The organism is Ligilactobacillus hayakitensis DSM 18933 = JCM 14209 (genome assembly GCF_000615845.1).
In the GTDB taxonomy this organism is placed as follows: Bacteria; Bacillota; Bacilli; order Lactobacillales; family Lactobacillaceae; genus Ligilactobacillus; species Ligilactobacillus hayakitensis.
The window spans coordinates 1-20,617 of record NZ_BAML01000025.1 but is presented as its reverse complement, the minus strand read 5'-3'; the positions used below and the strand labels follow the sequence as shown (position 1 = coordinate 20,617).

The following is a 20,617-nucleotide window of genomic DNA, read 5'->3' as shown; positions in this document are numbered from 1 at the left end:
TTGCACTTTCTGATAATGATTCTACTTCAGATTTGCTTGTTTCAAGGGATGTTGAGGCACTTTCACTTACTAAACTCATTACTGAATCTGCTTGCGATTTTGAAGTTGCCAAACTTTTTGAAACTGCTTCTGACACTGATTTAAATTCATCAGTTGATACTGAGTGTTCTGATACTTGGCTTTGCACTTTATTTGCGTAATCTTTATAAGATTCTGATTCACTTTGGTCTAGTGATTGATTTGCTGATTCTGAAGCTTCTGTTGAAGCTGAGTTTGATTCTTCAGTTGACTTGCTTGCGCTTGTTGATGCTGAGTCATGCCAATATTTTGATAAGCTTTCTGATGCACTTGTTGATGCTGATTCAGTTGTGTTTTGGCGATCATTTACTGATTGACTTGCCTTTTCGCTTGCTGTCTTAACAGATTCACTTTGTGCTTCTGATGCTAACTTAGCCGCATTACTTTGTTGTTTTTCTTCTGCAGTTAAACTTGTTACTCCAGCTTCACTCTCGCTTTGTGATTCAACTGTTGACTTACTTGCTGAAGTACTAATTGATTCAACCAATGATTCGCTTGTTTCAAGTGAATTTGAGGCACTTTCACTTACTGAACTCATTACTGAATCTGCTTGTGATTTTGAAGTTGCCAAACTATTAGATACTGCTTCTGACACTGATTTAAATTCTTCAGTTGATACTGTGTGTTCTGATACTTGACTTTGGACTTCACTTGCATAATCTTTATAAGATTCAGATTCACTTTGGTCTAGTGATTGATTTGCTGAATCTGATACTTCTGTCGATGTTGAGTTTGATTCTTCAGCTGACTTGCTTGCGCTTATTGATGCTGAGTCATGCCAATAGCTTGATAAGCTTTCTGATGCTTTAACTGATTGCGTTTCTGTTGTACTTTGGCGATTATTTACTGATTGACTTGCCTTTTCGCTTGCTTTCTTAACAGATTCACTTTGTACTTCTGATGTTGATTTAGCCGCATTACTTTGGTTTTCTTCTTCAGAAGTTAAACTTGTTACGCCACTTTCGCTCTTGCTTTGTGATTCAACTGTTGACTTACTTGCTGAAGTACTAATTGATTCAACTAATGATTCGCTTGTTTCAAGTGAATTTGAGGCACTTTCACTTACTGAACTCATTACTGAATCTGCTTCTGATTTTGAAGTTGCCAAACTATTAGATACTGCTTCTGACACTGATTTAAATTCTTCAGTTGATACTGAGTGTTCTGATACTTGACTTTTAACTTCATTTGCGTAGTTCTTGTATGATTCAGATTCACTTTGCGCTAGTGATTGATTTGCTGAATCTGATACTTCTGTCGATGTTGAGTTTGATTCTTCAGTTGACTTGCTTGCGCTTGTTGATGCTGAGTCATTCCAATATTTTGATAAGCTTTCTGATGCTTGTTTTGATTGTGCTTCCGTTGTGCTTTGGCGATCATTTACTGATTCTGAAGCACTTTGACTTGCTGACTTCACTGAGTTACTACGTGATTCTAATTTAGCTTTAACTGATTCACTTTCGCTTTTTTCTTTAGAATCTAAACTTGTTACACCACTTTCGCTCTTGCTTTGTGATTCTAATGTTGACTTGCTTACTGATTGGCTTGCTAATTCAACTACTGATTCACTTTCGCTTCTTGAAGTTGATGCTGAGTCACTTGCAGAATTCATCACTGAGTCGGCTTCTGACTTCGATGTTTCCAAGCTCTTTGATACTGCTTCTGATACTGATTGGTATTCTTCAGTTGATACTGAGTGTTCTGATACTTGACTTTGAACTTCATTTGCGTAGTTTTTGTATGATTCTGATTCACTTTGGGCTAGTGATTGGCTAGCTGAATCTGAAACTTCTGTTGAAGTTGAATTAGATTCTTTTGTTGATTTACTTGCTGTATCTTTTAATGATGTTTTAAGAGACATCATTGATAACACATCAGATAATTTTTCTGATTCTGTTTGACTTTGTGTGCTATCACTCGCTAAATGTTCTAAAAGTGACTTACTTGCATTGTTAGAGTTTTGTGTATCTTCACTCTTATATGAATTATATTCATTTTCTATACTTTTAGAATCATGAATTTCTTCAGGAGTTAAACTGTATATTCCCTTTTTAAAATTACTTAGTGAAGTTTCAGTAAAACTTTCCGCATTATGTGAATTATTATCCATTTCAAATTCAGAATAAAACGCACTTGTTAACGCAGAATCATTTAATTCTGACACATACTCTTGTTGGCTATGTAACGAATTCGATAAGCTATCCGAAACAGAGATAGATAGACTTTCAAACTCTTTAGTTGAATTAGAATATTTTGATACTTGTTCTTGTACTTCATTTGTTTTATCAATAGCGCTAAAACTGGTTGAACCCTTAACACTTGTACTTATACTTTCAGATTGTTGCTTTGAAAGTGAGTTTGATTTCTCAGCAGATTCACTTGCAGAATTACTTAAAGATGAAATACTTGCTGATTCTGATTCTGATTTACTTGTTGCCGCACTTGCTGATGCTGATTCTACTATTGATTTACTTTTTACCGCACTTGTTAACGCACTTGCTGACGCAATTGTTGACGTACTTTTTGACGCACTTGCTAATGCACTTGTTGACGTACTTTTTGATTCTGCTTCTGCTTTACTTGTTGACGCACTTGCTGATTCTACTTCTGCTTTACTTATTGACTTACTTGTTGCATTTTCATCCACTGCAAGATTTGCGCCTAATCCCTCTGGCGTTAATTTGTCTACAACATCCCCAATAACTTGTGATACATCAAGATTTGCATTGGCTACAAGTTTTACATCTTTAATCGAATTTGCCAAACTTGTCGTATCTAAAGTTAAATCCAAACTAGCTACATTTGTTGTATTTAACTGACTTGTAGCTTCACTTTGACTATCACTAGTAGTAGCGCTCGCCAATTCTTTTGAATTTTCACTTGTACTTGTAGTAGATACCGAATTTTGGCTCATTGATGTTTTTTCCGTCGTCGATTCACTTTCAGAAGCATTACTATTTTCGGTAGATTGGCTAACTGAGTCTTGTGTTACTGTACTAGCATTTACCAATGTTTGTTCAGATGTTTGCTTTTCAATTGCCGGAATACTTATTTCATCAGCATTTGCCTTTATTTGCACCCCCACAGCACCACCAAAAACGGTTCCCATCGCAGTAAGGCTTTTAATGTACTTTCATTACTAATTCTAAAGGTTGTATCTTCTAAATTACGCGTGAACATCATTGTCCAAACCGTCTTAATGGTACTTGCCATCCAACCTTTCTTGGTTTTGTACATTTTGATTCGCGACTCATCTCGCGTAATTGCTTCGTTAAAATATTTCCTTCTTCTCATAGTCTTATCCTCATTACACTTTTCAAATTTTTATCGCTTTTATTTATACTTAACTTTTTCACATAAAGTATATCACATATAACCTAGAATACAATGTTTTAATAACCAAAAACATAATCAAATAATATATTTTACACAAAATGAACACAAAAAAACCTTTGGAAACGTCATTCCAAAGGCTTTTTTCTTAATAAATTCCAGCGTTATGTGCGACAACGACTTTACTCTTTCCTTGAGCTGAAGTAACTTGTAGTTGATCGCCAATTCTTTCTTGTAATTCTGTAACATGAGAAATAATCCCAATCATTCGGTTCTTGCCATCAATTGATTGCAGTGCTTGAATTGCTTTATCCAAGCTATCTTGATCAAGGCTCCCAAAACCTTCATCAACAAAGAGCGCTCCTAATTCAAGGCCCCCATTTTCAATTTGGATAACTTCTCCTAAACCAAGAGCTAAAGATAAGGCAGCTATAAATCCTTCACCGCCAGATAAAGTTGCGACATCTCTAATTTTCCCTGAATATGATTCATAGACTCCTAACTCTAATCCTGTACGTTTGGCAGAGGTTCCTTGACCCTCTTTTAAGCGCAACATATATCTACCCTCAGTTAAGGTATTAAACCGTTTATTAGCCGCACTGAGAACTTTTTGAAAATATTGCTGCAAAGCAAAGCGTTCTAAACTCAAGGTATTGCCTTCCTTGGAGTTTCCCTTACCGTTAATGGCATTGTTAAGATAATTCCACTTGCCTGCAAGTTCATTTTGCTTGGCATTTTTATCAAAGACATCATTAAATTTCTTGTAGTTATCAGCCACCGTTAATTTCTTAGCTTGTAATTGATTGCGTTTAGCTTCTTGATCTGCAATTTTTGCTTCAAGCTCTGATAATTCGGCTTGTTCTTGACTTGTATCTGGCGTGTCATTTTCGCCAATTGTTATTTTTACATCTTTAATCTGTGCTTTAACCGTTTGGACGTTAGTTTCATGTGCTTTAATCTGCATTTCAAATTCTTCAAGTTGCTGACTATCTCGTAAGATCTCTTCAAAACTTTTTGGATCAATGCCTTCTTGCGGACATGTAGCGAATTTTTCTTCAAATTCTTGCTCATCTTTTTGGTAGTCTATCTTTAAGTCTTCCATGCGATCAAACATGGTATTTTTCTTGCCATCAAGCTCACTTTGTTTTTCTTGAGCTTGCTTAAGTTTTTCTTGAACTTCAGTTTCTGATTGTTCATATTGCTTAATTTGCTCATGATTAGCTATAATTGCTTGGTTTAAATCAGCTTCCGTGGCATATTTAGGCAATAGCATCTGCTTAACACCCATTAATCTCGTTTGAACTTGCTTGAAGTTTAATTCGCTTTCATGGAAGAGTTGTGTTTGATCAGCAACACTTTTTTCTCCGTGTACAATGCGCTTATCAAGAACTTCGATTTGTTGATTGAGTTGATTAAGTTTAGCGCCTTGATTTTCAAGGGTGAGTTTTTGTTGCTTGAAGCGTTGGGCTTTTTCTCGAAAATCCTGGTGGTAACCTGCTAGATTACGCGGCGCTTCGTTTAATTCTGCTAACTTGCTTAACTTGTCATCGAGACTTTGCATAATGGTTGCTCGATTGTCAGTTTCTGCTTGTACTTTGGCTTGGAGTTCGCTTTCTAAATTTTGAGCTTTTTGAGCCATTTGCTTAGCGCGTTTAACTTCATCTTCTTGAACTGCGTCAACTAATTGAGCTAATTTAGGATGTTCGATGCTCCCACAAACTGGACATGCTTGACCATCTTTCAAATTATGTGCAAGTATCCCTGCTTGATTTTCCATAAACGCCGCTTCAAGTAATTCTGCTTGTTTTGTACTTAACTGTGCATCTTTTGTAACTTCTGTCAATTGCTTGGTTAAATTCAAAAGCTTTTGTTCTTGTGCTTGATACTTTTGAGAAAATTCGTCTGCTTCTTTTAAAATTTCAGCGATTCTTTCCAATTTATTTTGGACATTTACTAATTCAAGCCGCTTTGCTTCTAGCTCTTGATATTGTTCTAATTCCTGTTCATGATTTTCTTTTTCCGTTTTTAATTGGGTAAGCAAAGTTGTTCTTTTATTTAACTCATTTTGTTGCTTATTAAAGTTATCTTGTGCATCATGGACATCTTTTAGTAAGGGGGTATAACTTTGATAGGCCTCAACTTTACTTTCTAAAAGCATCGTTTCTTCTTTTAAGCTTTCAATCGCTTCTTTTTGTTGGGCAAGTTGTTCCGCTTGTTTTTTTAGCGATTCCGTATAAAGCGCTAGTTTTTGGCGATCGCTCATTACAACTTTAATATCTTGTTCTAAATTTGTATATTGTATGCGTGTGTGCTCGTATTTGTTCCAACTTACCTCTGTATTTCTAGCCCATTTATACAAGGTAATTTGCGCTTTTGTTTGTTCAATTTGTGGAACTAATTTTTCTAATTCATCCAATCTTTTCTCATATGCTTGCAGCATATCAAATTGATCTTGGAGTCCTTTTTTTACTGCTAAAACTTCTTGAATCTTTGTTTTTTCTTGATTAAGCGTCGTAATTTGTTCTTTTAGTGTCATTTCTTTTTTATCAAGCTCACTCATTAACGCTTCCACTTGAATTTTCCATTTAGCGTAGTCTTCAGTTGCTTCAATCCCAAATGCTTCTTGGATTGATTCTTGATGAACTTCAAGCGCCTTTTTAGAATCCTTAACTTGTTCTAAATAATTCTTGTATTTGTCCGCAACAATTTGACCCCACTTATGATAAAATGACGTATCAAAAATTTCCGCCAAAACTTCTTCTTTCTCAGTTGAACTTGCTGCTAAGAAATCTCGGAACTGGCCTTGTGGTAAAATCATGACTTGGCGAAATTGCTTGGCGTTTAACTTGATTAAATCAGCTAAGAATTTTTGAACATCCGTTTTCTTTTCTAAACTTTGCTTTTCACCATTAACGTCACGATAAACTAATTCGACCTTAGCCCCGTTATTAACGAGCTTATCGCCGCGTTTTCCTTTAAGTTGTTGTGCTGGGCTCCTTTTGATGTAATACATTAGCCTTGGTGTTCAAATTCAAACTCAACATACGTTGGCTCACTTGGACTTGCGAATTCTGATCGCATTTCTTCACCTTTACGACTAACTCCCGAAGTTTCGCCATAAATTGCGTAGGTCATCGCATCAAAGATTGTTGTTTTCCCTGAACCGGTTTTGCCACTAATCAAAAAAAGCGGAGTTTCTTCGAATTCATTAAAATCTATTGTTTGTTTGGCATAGGGTCCAAAGTAATTCATGGTTAGTTTAACTGGTTTCATTATTCTTCCTCCGCTTCTTTAAGAGTTTCTAACAGTAATTTACGGTTATCTTCTTCTAATGGCTGTTTGATAACTTCATTAAAGAAAATATCCATCATTTCTGTTGGGGCTACTTTATCCGGTGAATCGATAACTACGTTTTTGCCTCCAAAATCTTTTTCGATTGCTTCCATTTTTAATGAAAACATTCTAGGATATGTGGCACTCAAACGGCTAAATGCATCAACTTGGGGTTCTTTATCTGTTAATGTTACCGCAACAAAAGTTTTGTTATCTAAATCATTTTTTACCTTATATTCCGTACTCGTTAATTCATCTAAACTACCTTTAATCCGTTTCAAATCATGAATTGGCTTGATATCAACAAAATCAACTCGCATCGTGTCCGTATCAACAATCCATACCCCTTTTTGATTATTAGCTTCTGACGCAGAAAATTTAAGGGGCGAGCCACTGTACTTGACCATTTGGGCGCTCAAGGCATCTTTACTATGAAGATGCCCTAAAGCGACGTAATCGAAATTTTCAAATAAATCAATCGGCACTGCCCCCAGTCCACCGACTTCCGTTGCTGTATCTGAATCTGTGCGCGTACTTCCAGCCGCAAAAAAGTGGCCGACAAAGACATGTTTCTTGTTTGGGGTGAAATTAGCCTCGCAAGCTGCCACCACATCTTTCATTGCACTCGCAATATCTTGATAATCCTTACCAAAAATTGTGCGTGCCGCTTGAATTTTGAAATATGGAACTAAAAAGAACTCAGTGTCTTCAAATTCAACTGGTTCAAAGGCTTTTTTTAATTCTGTATTCAAATAAAAGTTGGTTGCTTGATACCATTGACTCCCGGTTCCTAAACGCACGGCGGAATCATGGTTTCCATTAATCGCAATTAATGGAAATTCATCTTTGATGTTAAGTTGAATTAACATCTGATTGAGCATGGAAACGGCGGTTTCAGTTGGTCTTGAACTGTCGTATAGATCCCCTGCAATCACAATTGCATCAACTTGATTTTCTTGCGCGATTTGACGGATTGATTCAAAGGCCGCTTGTTGTTCTTCTTCAAGGCCGAATTCTTTAATCTTCTTGCCAATATGCCAGTCACCGGTATGTAAAAACTTCATATACTTTCCTCCTTTGAAAGACTCTTATCTCTTATTATACATGAGATTTCTTTTCCCGCTTAATATTAATTCTATAGATAAGATACGACAATTAATGTCTTTTTTTTGGCGAAAATAAAAAGCCCAAGCATTTTTGCTTGAGCTTTAAAATTATTCTTCGACTCTCATCATTCTAGAATTAGATGCTACTTGTGTGTCTAAATCACCAAATTCATCTTCAACATCATCCAAAGAGCCAGCTGGATCGATTGATACATTATAGAATTTATACATATCTTCATAATATTTTTTATATTCAGCATACGCTTCTTTATCTAATGATTTGATGACTTTAATGTTAAATTGTAATTCCCACATTTTTTCTTGCATCTTCTCTATTTTATCTTTATTTTCATCTTGTAGACGCTTATAGATTGAATCAGGATCTTCGCTTCCTTCATCCCAAGTATTTAATGCATTATTTCCAAAGTCTTCACAATCTTTTCCTAATGTCAAATACGTATTGTAGAAATTTGTATTTATACGTTTTAAAAGTCGCTTCTTATATGCCTTAGATGCTTTTACTTGCGTTGTATCGTAGTCTGTTTCACCTTCATACTTAACAACAAACTTATACTTACCAACAGTATCTGCTTTATATGAGAAATAACCATCTTCATCAGCATAGACATCATCATAATGTTCGCCATCTAGGTAGACCTTAACTTTTGTATCGGGAGTTGCTGTCCCTGTTAATTCAACTGTTTTCTTAGAAATATAAGTTTCAGATTCATCGGTATATACGTGAGCTGAGAAATTCCAATCACAATATCCGACTACCCACATAATTAATCCAATCGCAAAAACAGCTGTTGTATAAATTCTTAAACTTGTTAATTTCCAAAGCTTATACTCTTTGAGATACACGCGAACTACAATCCACAAAATCCCTAGAACTACTAATTCACAGTAGCTCCAAGTACTGTAATCGCACATCACGTAAATTCCACTGATGATACTTATAAGTCCAGTTGCCCAGGTATAGTAATCTCTTTTTTCAACTTTATCATCCTTCTTGTTAATCAAAAATAAAATTACTTGGACAACTAGTGTAAGCCAACCAGGAAGCGCTAAATCATTTCCCCCTAATCCAGTCATTGAAAGTAAAATCATTCCGATTGCAAAGTATAAATTCAACGAATAAGAACTTTCATGACTTCCTTTTTTTATTTTTTTAATAAGTAATTGCACAATGAAAGCAAAGATTAACGCCAATGAAAACGCAAATATATTGCTTCCAATATAATACATATCGCTCATTATTTTCCTCCAACAAATATATTTGAGCTTATATTATATCATAAAATATACACTTATTGTATACTTTTCATCACTATAACTATTGCACAAAAAAGCTCTCCAGTAGAAATCTACTGGAGAGCTTTATGGCTGATTAATACTATATGAATTTTGAGTAAATATAAAGTTTCGTATTAATTAGTGGAAGAATGGAATTAAGATACCACCAAGGATTAAGATGATTGCACCACCAAGACGGTTTGCCATTTGAGCAAAGGCAATCATTTCAATACGATCTGATGCTGAAAGCACCGCGATGTTACCTGTACCACCCATTGAGTTGTTGATCATACCTGCACCGATAGCAGTTTCAACTGGGTATAAGCCAAGTGCTTTACCAAGTAAAGCAGCTGTAAGACCCATTACAACAACTGAAGTTAAACTTAAGACAACAAACTGCCATGTCATTGCTGAAGCTAATGATGATAAATCAATCATAGCTAAACCAATACCTGCTAAAACAGCGTGTGTTAAGTTTGTCATAACTACTTGGTTAAACATAACTACTGATTCTTCAAGTTCTTTTGGAACAGCGTTAGTAGCTTTTAAGATGAATACCAAGATAATCATGAATGCGTATCCGTGAATCTTAGGAACAAATGCGTTCAAGATTGTACCGATTAAGAATAACATGAAAGCAAACATTAAACCAACACCGATGCGGCTTGCATCTAATTGTGGGTTAGTTTTCTTTAATGCATCTTTGTCAACTGGGATTAATACCCCGTGACCGTTAAACTTAGTATTAGCGAATGCCTTTGAAATAAATACGGCACCGATAATAGCTAAGATGTTACCTAAAGTTGTAGCTGGTGCTAAAGTTGATAAGATTGCACCTTGGTTTGCATGTAAACCTGCAGCGTAAATCTTTGATAATGGAACGATACCAGCACCCATACCACCTGCCATTTGAGCAAATGAGATGTACATAATTGAGTGGCTGAAACCTTGTCCAAGTAAGGCACCCACACCACCAACTGCTAAAGCACCAACAACCATTGATACTAAAGCAACTGGGATGAACTTAGCTGATGCTTTAACTAATAAGTCACGGTTCATACCTAAAATAGCACCACAGATTAATGCAGCGATATAAAAGTCTAAAAATCCCCAATCACTCATAAATGTGTTTGTAGCATCAATAACATCCTTAGGAATCCAACCTAATGCTGAAACAACAGCACCGGCTAAAAGTGTGAAGACAGATCCACCACCAAGGTATGATTTGAACCCTGGTAATACTTCACCGATGTAGTAGAACAAGTGTCCTAATACGATTAACATGAAAGTAATACCTAACATGTTTAATGGTAATTTACCCATTGCAATTGTGATTGCTAGGATAATTACTAAAGCAGCGTAAAGTGGTAAACTTACACCTGAAATTTTGATTTCTTTTAATTTATTCATTATCCCCAAATGCCTCCGGAATTAATAATTATTTGTATTCTGGAGTCCAGTGAAGATCGCGAACAGCCTTAGCCATGTCTTGTTCTTGAGCTTGAGCTAAACCTTGTTCTTGTGCCTTCTTAGCAACAGCTTCAGCAACCTTCAATGATACTTCGTTGATAGCGTCAAATGGAGGTAATACTGGTGCACCTGGTTGTGTACCGTCAACGAAACCACCTAATGAGTGAGCAGCTGCTCCCATCATTTCGTCTGTAAGTAACTTAGCTTCTGAAGCTAACATACCTAAACCTAAACCTGGGTAAACTAAAGCGTTGTTAGCTTGACCGATGTAGTATGTTGTACCTTCAAATTCAACTGGAGCTGAAGGAATACCTGTAGCAACAAATGCTTTACCTTTTGACCATTCGATAACTTGTGCAGCAGTTGCTTCAAGTTTCTTAGTTGGGTTTGAAATTGGGAAGATAACTGGGCGTTCTGTGTTTGCGCACATTGCTTCAACAACTTCTTTAGTAAATGCACCTGGGTTTGTTGATGTACCAACAAGGATTGTTGCTTTTGTAGCTTTGATAACGTCAACTAAGTTAGTCATGTCGCCAGCGTTTTCAAAGTCTGCACGCTTCTTAGCGAATGGCTTTTGAGCTGGTGTTAAGTCATCCATGTCATCGAATAATAAACCTTGCTTATCTACCATGAAGAAACGGCTGTAAGCTTCTTCTTCTGATAAACCTTCGTTAACCATTTCTTGGTGAACGCGAGCAGCGATACCTGCACCAGCTGATCCACCACCGTAGCATAAGTAGATTTGGTCTGTAAGTTTTTCTTTCTTGATATCTAAGGCACCAAATACACCACCTAATACGATCATACCTGTACCTTGGATGTCATCGTTAAATGTAGCGATGTTGTCTTTGTGACGGTTTAAGATATCAGCAGCTGTTGAACGACCGAAGTCTTCCCAGTGTAAGTATAATTTAGGGAATAAGTTTTCAGCGATTTCAACAAACTTGTCGATGAATTCTTGGTATTTTTCGTCGTTTACACGAGCATGACGGTTACCTAAGTAGTTAGGGTTGTCTAATAATTCTTGACGGTTTGTACCGTTGTCAATTACTAATGGTAATACGTTTTCTGGGTTGATACCTGCAGCTGCAGTATAAACCATTAATTTACCAACAGCGATGTCCACCCCTTGAACACCCCAGTCACCGATACCTAAGATACCTTCAGCGTCAGTAACAACGATTAAACGAATGTCGCGATCGCCAGCAGCGTTCTTCAATGTTTCTTCGATGTTTTCTGGGTGGTTTGTATCTAAGTAAGCAGCGTATTGTGGATCAACGAACAAGTCTGAGTATTGTTCGATTGTTTCAGCAATAACTGGATCATAAACGATTGGGTTAAATTCTGAAACGTGATCTTGGAATAAGCGGTAGAACAATGTACGGTTTGTGTTAAAGATTTCCATCAAGAAGTGACGTTTTTCTAAGTCAGATGGTTTTCTTAAGTAGTGTTCGTAAGCTTGTTTAGCTTGTTCTTCGATTGTTTGAACGTATGGAGGTAAGATACCTACAAGGCCTAATTCCTTACGTTCTTCCATTGTAAATGCTGTACCCTTATTTTTGAATGGGTCGTTTAAAATTTCATGTGCACGCATTAGCTGCACCTCCATTGAATTAAAGTATTCTTAACACTGCAAAATTTTTTTGCTAGTTAACAATGGCATTATATTGCGGTTTAAATGTTATAGTCAAATTCTTGTCATAAGCTAAATCTTTTTTATCTCACCACTTTATTACCTGATACTTTGCCTTTTAGATAAAATTTATATTTTTTAAAACCTAAACGCTATTCCACCCCTTTTTATGTTATAATAAGTAATTATTATGATCGAAGGGGAGATTTTTATGAAGTTAAAGGATTTAGAATACTTCTATCAACTAGCCCAATTCAAGTCTTTTACTCGCGTAGCTAAGTATTTTGAAGTTAGTCAACCCACAATTTCTTATGCTGTTAAACGTCTTGAAGAAGAGCTTCAATGTGATTTAATCATCAAAGATCCTTCTCACCGTAACGTTGTTTTAACCCAACAAGGTGAAATCTTTGTTAAACAAGCGGAAGAAGTTCTAATTTTAATTCAAACTTCTATTAATAAGGTACGCCAATCACTTCGTCCTGAAGTTTCTGTTGGTTTCCCACCTATTATTAGTAACTATATTTTTAATCAATTAATTAGCAAGGATTATGCTCTACAAGATTTATCAAACATTAAAATGGTCCGCGGGGGGTCACGAGCTTTAATGTTAAGTCTTGAAAATGGCAAGCTTGATTTAAGTTTACTTGGATCACTAGAACCACTTGAAAACACACAATTAGTGATTAACCCTCTTTTTGAAAAAGATTTCTACATTGTTGTTTCTAGAAAACATCCACTAGCTAAGCAAAAAGAAATTTCATTTGCTGATGTCTTGGACGAAAAGTTTATTCTTTTAGATGAACAAAACATCCACCTTCAAGCGTTCAAGCGTTTGAACCACCGTTATATGGATCAAGCTAAGGCGCTCTTGAAAATTGATGATGTACAAGTTATCAAAGAAATGGTTAAGAAAAATATGGGAATTACATTATTATCTGATATCGCGCTTTCAGAAGATGATGAAACTGAATTAGTTAAGATTCCACTTGTTAAACGTGAAAAAACAACTTTCTATGCTAGCTATGCATATCCAAAGAACCTTGTTTTATCACAAGATTTAGTTAATTTCATTAATATCTTAAATTCTTTAGATTAATAAAAATAGGCGCTAGGTTGCGAAATATTCAACCTAGCGCCCTTTTTGTATCCAAAAAATCCCCCTTAAGCAAAAGCTTAAAGAGGATTTATGATTATAGTGATGGAAGCACAGTATTTTTCTTTTCGTGTTTTGGTGCTTTGTATGCTGGGGATTCTTTAGTTACATCCGAGTAGTAATCAATTTCTGAACTACTATCAGCCACCATATCATGACTTTCAATTCGTTTAGTTGAACCATCACGATATTTAATCACGACCGTGCCATCATCTTTGACATTAACGTTTGTTCCACTTGGAAAATCAGCTTGGTTTTGAGTAAGCACATCTTTTTTAACTTGCGCTTTTTCAGCGTCGGTTAAATGATTGGCATCGGCCACTTGCACCTTAACAGGAACCGTAATCACGGCTTTTTGGGCTTGAGTCATTGGTTTAATCAAATTCTTGCCGACAATGGTTGCTTTTATCTTGTTAGGATAAGTGAAAATTGTTGTTCCGTCATCTTGAATGACAATTTTGGTTCCTTTAGGGAAATTATTTTCACTCACTAACTTATCAAGCACTTCTTGTTTTTCTTTAGTTGTCAAGGCAGAGGAATCTTTAACGTAAAATTTTTCCTCGCCAAACAACTGGCTCTTAAGAATCATTGTGTTTGAACCGTCTGGGAATGAAATCATAATCATCCCATCTTTATTAACTCTAATCTTAGTTCCTTCTGGAAAATCATTGCTTTCAAATAATTTTTTAATAATGATTTTAATATCTTTAGCCGTTAACTTATCGCGATCCGAAACTTTAATGTTAATATCTTTTGGAATATTGATGCTAATTGTACTTGCCATTGCGTATGGACTTTCATTACGGAGCATTGGACGCATTGCTTGTGGCAAGGTTTGCACCATCACTTCACTAGCAAATGTCGCGGAAGCCTTAATTTCAGGCGCTATCACCGTTGTTTGACCGTTGTTTGCGACAAATATAGGTGTGATTTCAGGTAAGTTATTAGCTGAAATTACCTTTTCAACAATTTCTTGCTTTTCAGCTTGAGTTAATTGCGCTGGGTTTTTAACCGTTGTTTTTGTCGGCGCTTGAATGAGTGGTGGTGTTAATTCTAGGGCAACTGGTTTTGAAACCTCTTGGGCAATTGGTGCTTGCAATTCGACAACTAAGCGGCTTCCTGTAATCTTAGTTTGTGATTGATCACTATAGTGAATCACTGAAGTTGCATCCTCATCAACCGAAATGTTTGTACCTTCTGGGAAGGTATTATATTGTTGGATACTTTCTTTAACCTCTTGTTTTTCAACACCAGTTAAAGCCGTTACGTCTTTAACTTCGACTTTTGTTTCAGGATAAATCACCTTCACTAAATCAGCGATTGTAATCGTTGGTTTAGTGATTGTTGGTGGGTTATCGGAAACTTTAACTTCAGCTTTTTTTACCAAAGCAGCCCCATTAATTGAAGTTGTTGAGTTATCAGCGAAAATGAACTTCGTATCCGCGTTATCAGCAACCTCTACCACCGTATTTTGTGGTAATTGGTTGTTGGCATTGATTAAAGCAGACTTAACTTGTTGTTTTTCGCCAACGCTTAATTGATTAGTGTCTTTAACATCAATTCTAACATTGGGTAACTTGATCACCACTGTTTGACTAAGCGGTGTGTACTTTGGTTTGGCTTGCACAAGCTTGGTTCCACTAATGAATGTTTGCGACATATCAGCAAATGTAACCTTCACATCCGCGTTATCAGCGACCTCCACCACCGTATTTTGTGGTAATTGGCTGTTGGCGTTGATTAAAGCAGCCTTAACTTGTTGTTTTTCGCCAGCGCTTAAATGGTTTACGTCATTAACTTCCAACTTAATGCTTGGTAACTTAATCACTACTGTTTGGCTAAGCGGTGTTGCCTTTGGTTTTGCTTGCACAAGCTTGGTTCCGCTAATAAATGTTTGCGACATATCAGCAAATGTAACCTTCACATCCGCGTTATCAGCAACCTCTACCACCGTATTTTGTGGTAATTGGTTGTTGGCGTTGATTAAAGCAGATTTAACTTGTTGTTTTTCGCCAGCACTTAGATGGTTAACGTCATTAACTTCCAGCTTAATGCTTGGTAAGTTAATCACCACTGTTTGGCTAAGCGGTGTTACCTTGGGTTTGGATTGCACAAGCTTGGTTCCGCTAATAAATGTTTGCGACATATCAGCAAATGTAACCTTCACATCCGCGTTATCAGCAACCTCTACCACCGTATTTTGTGGTAATTGGTTGTTGGCGTTGATTAAAACAGATTTAACTTGTTGTTTTTCGCCAACGCTTAAATGGTTAACATCATTAACTTCCAGCTTAATGCTTGGTAAGTTAATCACCACTGTTTGGCTAAGCGGTGTTGCCTTTGGTTTGGCTTGGACAAGTCTAGTTCCACTAATATAAGTGTGGGAGTTGTCGGTAAATGTTAGTGTCACATCAGCGTTACTTTCAACCTTGATTGTAGTATTTTCTGGTAACTTGTTGGTTGTTTGAACCAAGTGTAAAACTTCTTGTCTTTCACTTAAAGTCAAATGGTTAACATCTACTACTTCAAGCTTATTGGTTGGGAAGTTAATCTTAACAAGCTGACTAATTTCAAGGGTTGGAAGTTGATGTTGAGGAGCGTTAGTTGGAACTTGTTTGACTGCTTGGATAATTAAATCCTGGCTAGCAATAAAAGCACCCGAGCCATCGGCATAAGTAATGTTGCTGCCCCACCATCAGTTACGTCAACCATCGTTCCGTCTGGTAACGTGTTATTAGCATAAATCGCTGTTGTAACTTGTTGTTTTTCGCCAAGTGTTAAATGACTTGGATCATTAACTTCAATTTTCTTTTCTAACCCATGAACTGTGACAACTGAACTAATTGGAAGTTCCGGTAAATTATAAGTTGGCACGCCTTGATCAGGGGTAATTTGAACAATTGGTTTAATTACTAGATCTGGACTGATAATATCGTCTGAGGTATCAGCATAAGTAATTGTTACTTGACCGTTATCAGCCACTTGAATTTTTGTCCCTTCAACCGGGAAATTCCCTGCGTTAACTTCACGGACGTTATCAATTACTTCTTGTTTTTCAGTATCCGTTAAATGATTTGCATCTTTGACGTCAACGAGCTTGGTTGGATAATTAACGTCGATGATTTCACCGACTGTTAACATTGTACCTGGTTGTACTGTTGGAAAATCACTTGGAATTTCATATTGCGCTTGTGTAGCGAAATTTTTCAACGGAATTAATAAACTCGTATTATCTTTAAATGTGATAACCAATCGTTGATTCTCACGATCGAAGCGGTAGTTAGTAATAATTGTTGGATCACTGTTAACCTTAACCCCAAAATCATAGAGGTTTTGTAAGTCGGTATCTGTTAAATTATTAATATCCATTACCGCATACTTATTGCCGTTTTCATCAGCATACTTAGTTTTAAAAGTTGCCGCTAAGTTAGCGTTAACTTTGACGTGAAGTTCAAGTTCATCAACTGATTGATCAGCATAAACTACTTGAATTGAAGCAACAAAATCCCCTGGAGTCTTGGTATCAGGTTTTGATACGATGTTAATTTGGTAATCTTTTGCTTCAGTTGGCATTTGTACAAATGCACGCACCATATCATCGGTAATTTTATCGTTTTGAGTTACAATAAGAGTTCCACTAATAGTTGGTTCAAATAAATCCTTGTTTGATTTGCTTGCGTCACGGTCGTCGTTGTATGAATCATAATCACTAAGAATTGTTAATGATTTTCCGGGATACACAAGCTTAGAGCCATCAATAAATTGAAGCTTAAGTGTCGCGTCATCAGCAACCGTAATTTCATCGACAATGGCTGCAATACCTTCATATTTAAAGATTGCATTGGCTTGCATAAATTCATCATAAACCAACTCTTTTTCACTATCAGTTAAGTGGTCTTGGTCCTTGACTGGAATTAAGTTAGGAATTCCTGAAATAAAATATTCCATTTGATCAGCAAATGATTCAACGACCTTAATTGGAACCTCAACATCCAAACTTTGAAAGCCATCTTTTAGGTCAACTTGGACGTTAACCTTACCTTTATCCCCGATTTCATCAGTACTTGGTAAAATTGTTCCTTCTTTAAGCTTCATTGTAGGCACTAAGAATTGGTTTAAGGCAATGACGTGTTCTAAGACGTTTTGCTCGGTTAATTCAGCCGTTCTTGGAACCATCACAGGAAGAACTACAATGTGCCCAGATGTGACGGGTGCTGATTGATAATCAACATCGGCATAAAGTTCTTTTAAAAAGGTATAACGTTTAGTAGTAAGGCCAACTTCAACTAAGAAACGATCTACGTTATCGGTAATATGTTCAACATTTTTGATCTTATAAGTTGCGGTTTGACCGTTTGTTAAATCAACCCCAAACTTAGGATATTTAGTTGGCACCATTGTACGAAGTTCTTTTTTAGTCATTTCTAAAATTTGGTTAACAACTTCGGCTGTAGCAAAGTTTTCTTCATTAATTACGAATTGCTTACGGCGATAAATTCCGACAATATCGATGTCCTTGCCGTCTTTTTCAATGACGAAAATGTTGCCGTCAATTTCTTGAGCTAAGTTGTACTTAAAGATGTCCTCTAGTTCACTTGGGTTATAGCTTTCTTTAGTCATTGGGACAATATGACCATAGTTTTCCAGATAAATCATCCCTGTCCCCTTATACCATCCATGACCCGGAACATAAGTGCTATCTTGATCATCTAGCTTCGTTGATTGTTCTTGGGCTTCATCTGATTGCGCTTCTACTTGTGTGGCTTGTGTTTGTGAAGCTTCACTTTCTGTGGCAGCGTCATCGTTTTTGGTTTCAGTAGCGGTTGTTGTGGTTGTTTTATCTGCAACATCTTGAGTTGTTGTCTTTTCATCTGCTGTGTTTGTATCTGTGACATCAGTTACTTCAGAAATTAAGTCTTGTTTGTTTTCGTTGTTGTTGTTTAAGACTTGTGATTCACTGAGATTTTGCGCAGTGTTTGTGCTGGTTGTTGTTGGTTCTTGCACTGTATCACTAGTTAAATCTTTATGGTTATTTGATGTTGTCACTTGGTCTGCGGATACCTTAGTTCCAAACATCATTGTCGCACCAACTAAAACGGATGCGACCCCTATCCCCATTTTCTTGATGGTGAATCGTTGCTTTTTATCTGCATATTTGTGTTGTTTGTAGAGCTTGTTGTTTTTTGAAAGCACGATTTTTTCCTTTCTCTTCTTTAATAGTTTTCCTTTTTAAACAAAATTATCTTTTTTTCTATACATATTATACAATATTTCACAATATTTTCAAACATTATTCGACTGTTTTTTACTGATATATAAGCCTTTCACAATATTTAAAGTTTCCAAAAATACATTGCGTTAAATTGAAATTTACTGGATTTTATTTAAGAATTTCTTAATCCGAAAAATTTATCCATAAAAACGTTTGTAAATCTTCAAAATCCGTTGTATACTAATCTCATAAATAAATGACTTACTTTTTGTAAGTGTAGAAACTAGAGGTATTTATCTATGAAGAAATTACTATTTATCGTTGGTTCACAACGTCACAATTCTTTTAACTATCAATTAGCTAACCAAACAAAAGAACTTTTAGCAGGTAAAGCAGAAGTATCAATCCTTGATTACTCAAAGGTTCCGGTTTTTAACCAAGACCTTGAAACACCTGTATTATCATCAGTTCAAGCAGTTAGAGATGAAGTTTTAGCTGCTGATGGGATTTGGATCTTCTCACCTGTTTACAACTTCTCAATTCCAGGTCCTTTAAAGAACCTTTTAGATTGGTTAAGTCGTGCACTTGATTTATCAGACACAACTGGTGCTTCAGCTTTAAACAACAAGTTAGTTACAGTTTCATCTGTTGCTAATGGTGGTTATGACAAAGTTTTTGAAAGCTTCAAAGAATTACTTCCATTCATCCGTATGCAAGTTGTTGGTGATTTCACTGGAACTCGTGTGAACGATGAAGCTTGGGCTGATAATAAACTTGTTGTTAGCGACGAAACTAAAGCAAGCTTACTTAAGCAAGCAGCTGCTTTATTAGCTGCAATTGATGAAAAGTCAGCAAAATAATTAATTTATAACGAAAATAACCAGAGGCGCTTGCCTTCTGGTTATTTTTATTTTATAAAAATATCTTTTTGTAATTTGACTTTGCTGCGGTGATCGATAATTGCAAATCCTAGTAAGCTTCCAATCCCGACAAAAATCCCGCCAAAAAGCGATAAGCGTTGTTTTTTATCTCCCGTTGCGGGTAAAAAGACGGGCTTTTGCTTGGCTGCTTTGACTTCAATGACGTCATAGACGGTTTGGCGATTAACTTGTGTATTCGTGTCAGTAGCTAAAACTGCCCCACTTTGACGATCGACACTTAGCCCTTGGACAACTTGGCCGTTATTATCGATAATCTTGGAACCGACTGCGACCCAGTTGCTGGCGCGTTGATTGTTTTCGTCGATAATTTGATTGCCGTTGACGTGAATGCCTTCTTTTGCGGCATCAGTAATCGCGGCTTGATTATCTTCACTCAAATCATCCTCAATGGAGCTTTGAGCATCCTTTTCTTTAGTATCTAAAGTAAGACTTGAACTTTCCTCAGCTGCAGCCGTTTTTTCACTGACTTCAATGAGCTCGGGCTTGTCTTCATTAGCTGATTTGTTTGCTTGATCTTCTTGATTTGGTTTCGGTTGATTTTCATTAAGGGTGGTTGCTGGCGGATTGATTGAAGCTGCTTGCACAGGATTTACTCCTAACAACATCAAACTTGCCATCGCAACGATAATGCTATATTTTTTTCTTATCATATCCGCTTTCCTTTCTTGTCTCACTCTTTATTTTATAGAAATCCCAGCCGATATTCAATGACAAAAATTTTAAAAATGTCAATGGTCGTGAAATTTGTTATAATTAAATATCATAATAAAAAAGAAAGGAGAAAACCTAATGAACCACCTACTAAAAACAACTTTAACCTTGCTTATTGGTAGTACGCTTTTGACAACAACAACCTTGGCCGCAGATATTAGCCCGACGCAACAAGCTAAAGATGTAAGCCAAGTTCCAACGTACTCGCATCAAATTGGCTTGGTTTAGGGAAAAATGCCAAACCCATTACTTTGCTTTCAAACACCTTAGCTTACAAAGATTTTGAACTACCCGCGATTAAAATCGCAGGAATCGCGTCACGCGATTACATTACGTGTACATTAAAAAACG

The 20,617-nt window shown here is 36.4% G+C and carries 12 protein-coding genes and 1 pseudogene; 3 read left to right on the top strand and 10 right to left on the bottom strand.

The genetic code is table 11. The annotated features are described in order from the left end of the window. The 7 genes and pseudogenes from JCM14209_RS09745 to JCM14209_RS06745 all read right to left on the bottom strand — a co-directional run. Window positions 1-3,187, bottom strand: a pseudogene (locus tag JCM14209_RS09745) (hypothetical protein); the annotation flags it as partial. A 372-nt stretch (window positions 3,188-3,559) separates the two neighbouring features. After that, window positions 3,560-6,424 (bottom strand): SbcC/MukB-like Walker B domain-containing protein, encoded by a 2,865-nt coding sequence (locus JCM14209_RS06770; RefSeq protein ID WP_025022759.1) that lies wholly within the window; start codon window positions 6,422-6,424, stop codon window positions 3,560-3,562. After that, window positions 6,424-6,684, bottom strand: coding sequence for an AAA family ATPase (locus tag JCM14209_RS06765; RefSeq protein ID WP_025022758.1), 261 nt, complete (start codon window positions 6,682-6,684; stop codon window positions 6,424-6,426). The genes JCM14209_RS06770 and JCM14209_RS06765 overlap by 1 nt, the downstream gene beginning before the upstream one ends. Then, window positions 6,684-7,808, bottom strand: a complete 1,125-nt coding sequence (locus JCM14209_RS06760; protein WP_025022757.1) for an exonuclease SbcCD subunit D — start codon at window positions 7,806-7,808, stop codon at window positions 6,684-6,686. Before JCM14209_RS06760 ends, JCM14209_RS06765 begins: the two co-directional genes overlap by 1 nt. 150 nt (window positions 7,809-7,958) lie before the next feature. Continuing rightward, a complete protein-coding gene (locus JCM14209_RS06755) occupies window positions 7,959-9,107 on the bottom strand; it encodes a DUF981 family protein (RefSeq protein ID WP_025022756.1) in 1,149 nt (382 codons plus the stop codon). 177 nt (window positions 9,108-9,284) lie between these two features. Continuing rightward, window positions 9,285-10,556, bottom strand: a complete 1,272-nt coding sequence (locus JCM14209_RS06750) for a 2-hydroxycarboxylate transporter family protein (protein ID WP_025022755.1) — start codon at window positions 10,554-10,556, stop codon at window positions 9,285-9,287. Window positions 10,557-10,584: 28 nt separating this feature from the next. Beyond that, the gene (locus JCM14209_RS06745) at window positions 10,585-12,210 is read right to left on the bottom strand and encodes a malolactic enzyme (protein WP_025022754.1); all 1,626 of its coding nucleotides are present in this window, start codon (window positions 12,208-12,210) and stop codon (window positions 10,585-10,587) included. Between the two features lie 250 nt (window positions 12,211-12,460). Here JCM14209_RS06745 and JCM14209_RS06740 point away from each other — a divergent pair, with 250 nt between their 5' ends. Then, on the top strand, window positions 12,461-13,345 hold the full coding sequence (locus tag JCM14209_RS06740; protein WP_025022753.1) for a LysR family transcriptional regulator: 885 nt from the start codon (window positions 12,461-12,463) through the stop codon (window positions 13,343-13,345). A gap of 94 nt (window positions 13,346-13,439) precedes the next feature. Here the strand turns inward: JCM14209_RS06740 and JCM14209_RS06735 are convergent, their stop codons facing one another. Together JCM14209_RS06735 and JCM14209_RS06730 are read right to left on the bottom strand one after the other, a co-directional pair. Next, the gene (locus JCM14209_RS06735; protein ID WP_225349696.1) at window positions 13,440-15,953 is read right to left on the bottom strand and encodes a MiiA motif-containing surface protein; all 2,514 of its coding nucleotides are present in this window, start codon (window positions 15,951-15,953) and stop codon (window positions 13,440-13,442) included. An 80-nt stretch (window positions 15,954-16,033) separates the two neighbouring features. Continuing rightward, window positions 16,034-18,595, bottom strand: a complete 2,562-nt coding sequence (locus tag JCM14209_RS06730) for a Rib/alpha-like domain-containing protein (RefSeq protein WP_025022751.1) — start codon at window positions 18,593-18,595, stop codon at window positions 16,034-16,036. Between the two features lie 318 nt (window positions 18,596-18,913). Between JCM14209_RS06730 and JCM14209_RS06725 the strand changes: the two genes are divergently transcribed. After that, a complete protein-coding gene (locus JCM14209_RS06725) occupies window positions 18,914-19,474 on the top strand; it encodes an NADPH-dependent FMN reductase (protein WP_025022750.1) in 561 nt (186 codons plus the stop codon). Window positions 19,475-19,521: 47 nt separating this feature from the next. On the opposite strand, the gene JCM14209_RS06720 is transcribed toward JCM14209_RS06725, so the two are convergent. Next, window positions 19,522-20,205, bottom strand: coding sequence for a hypothetical protein (locus JCM14209_RS06720; RefSeq protein WP_025022749.1), 684 nt, complete (start codon window positions 20,203-20,205; stop codon window positions 19,522-19,524). A gap of 139 nt (window positions 20,206-20,344) precedes the next feature. On the opposite strand from JCM14209_RS06720, the gene JCM14209_RS10060 reads away from it, so the two are divergent. Next, window positions 20,345-20,494 carry a hypothetical protein gene (locus JCM14209_RS10060; RefSeq protein ID WP_155830694.1) on the top strand — a complete coding sequence of 50 codons (150 nt, stop codon included), beginning with the start codon at window positions 20,345-20,347 and terminating at the stop codon, window positions 20,492-20,494. Window positions 20,495-20,617 lie beyond the last annotated feature (123 nt).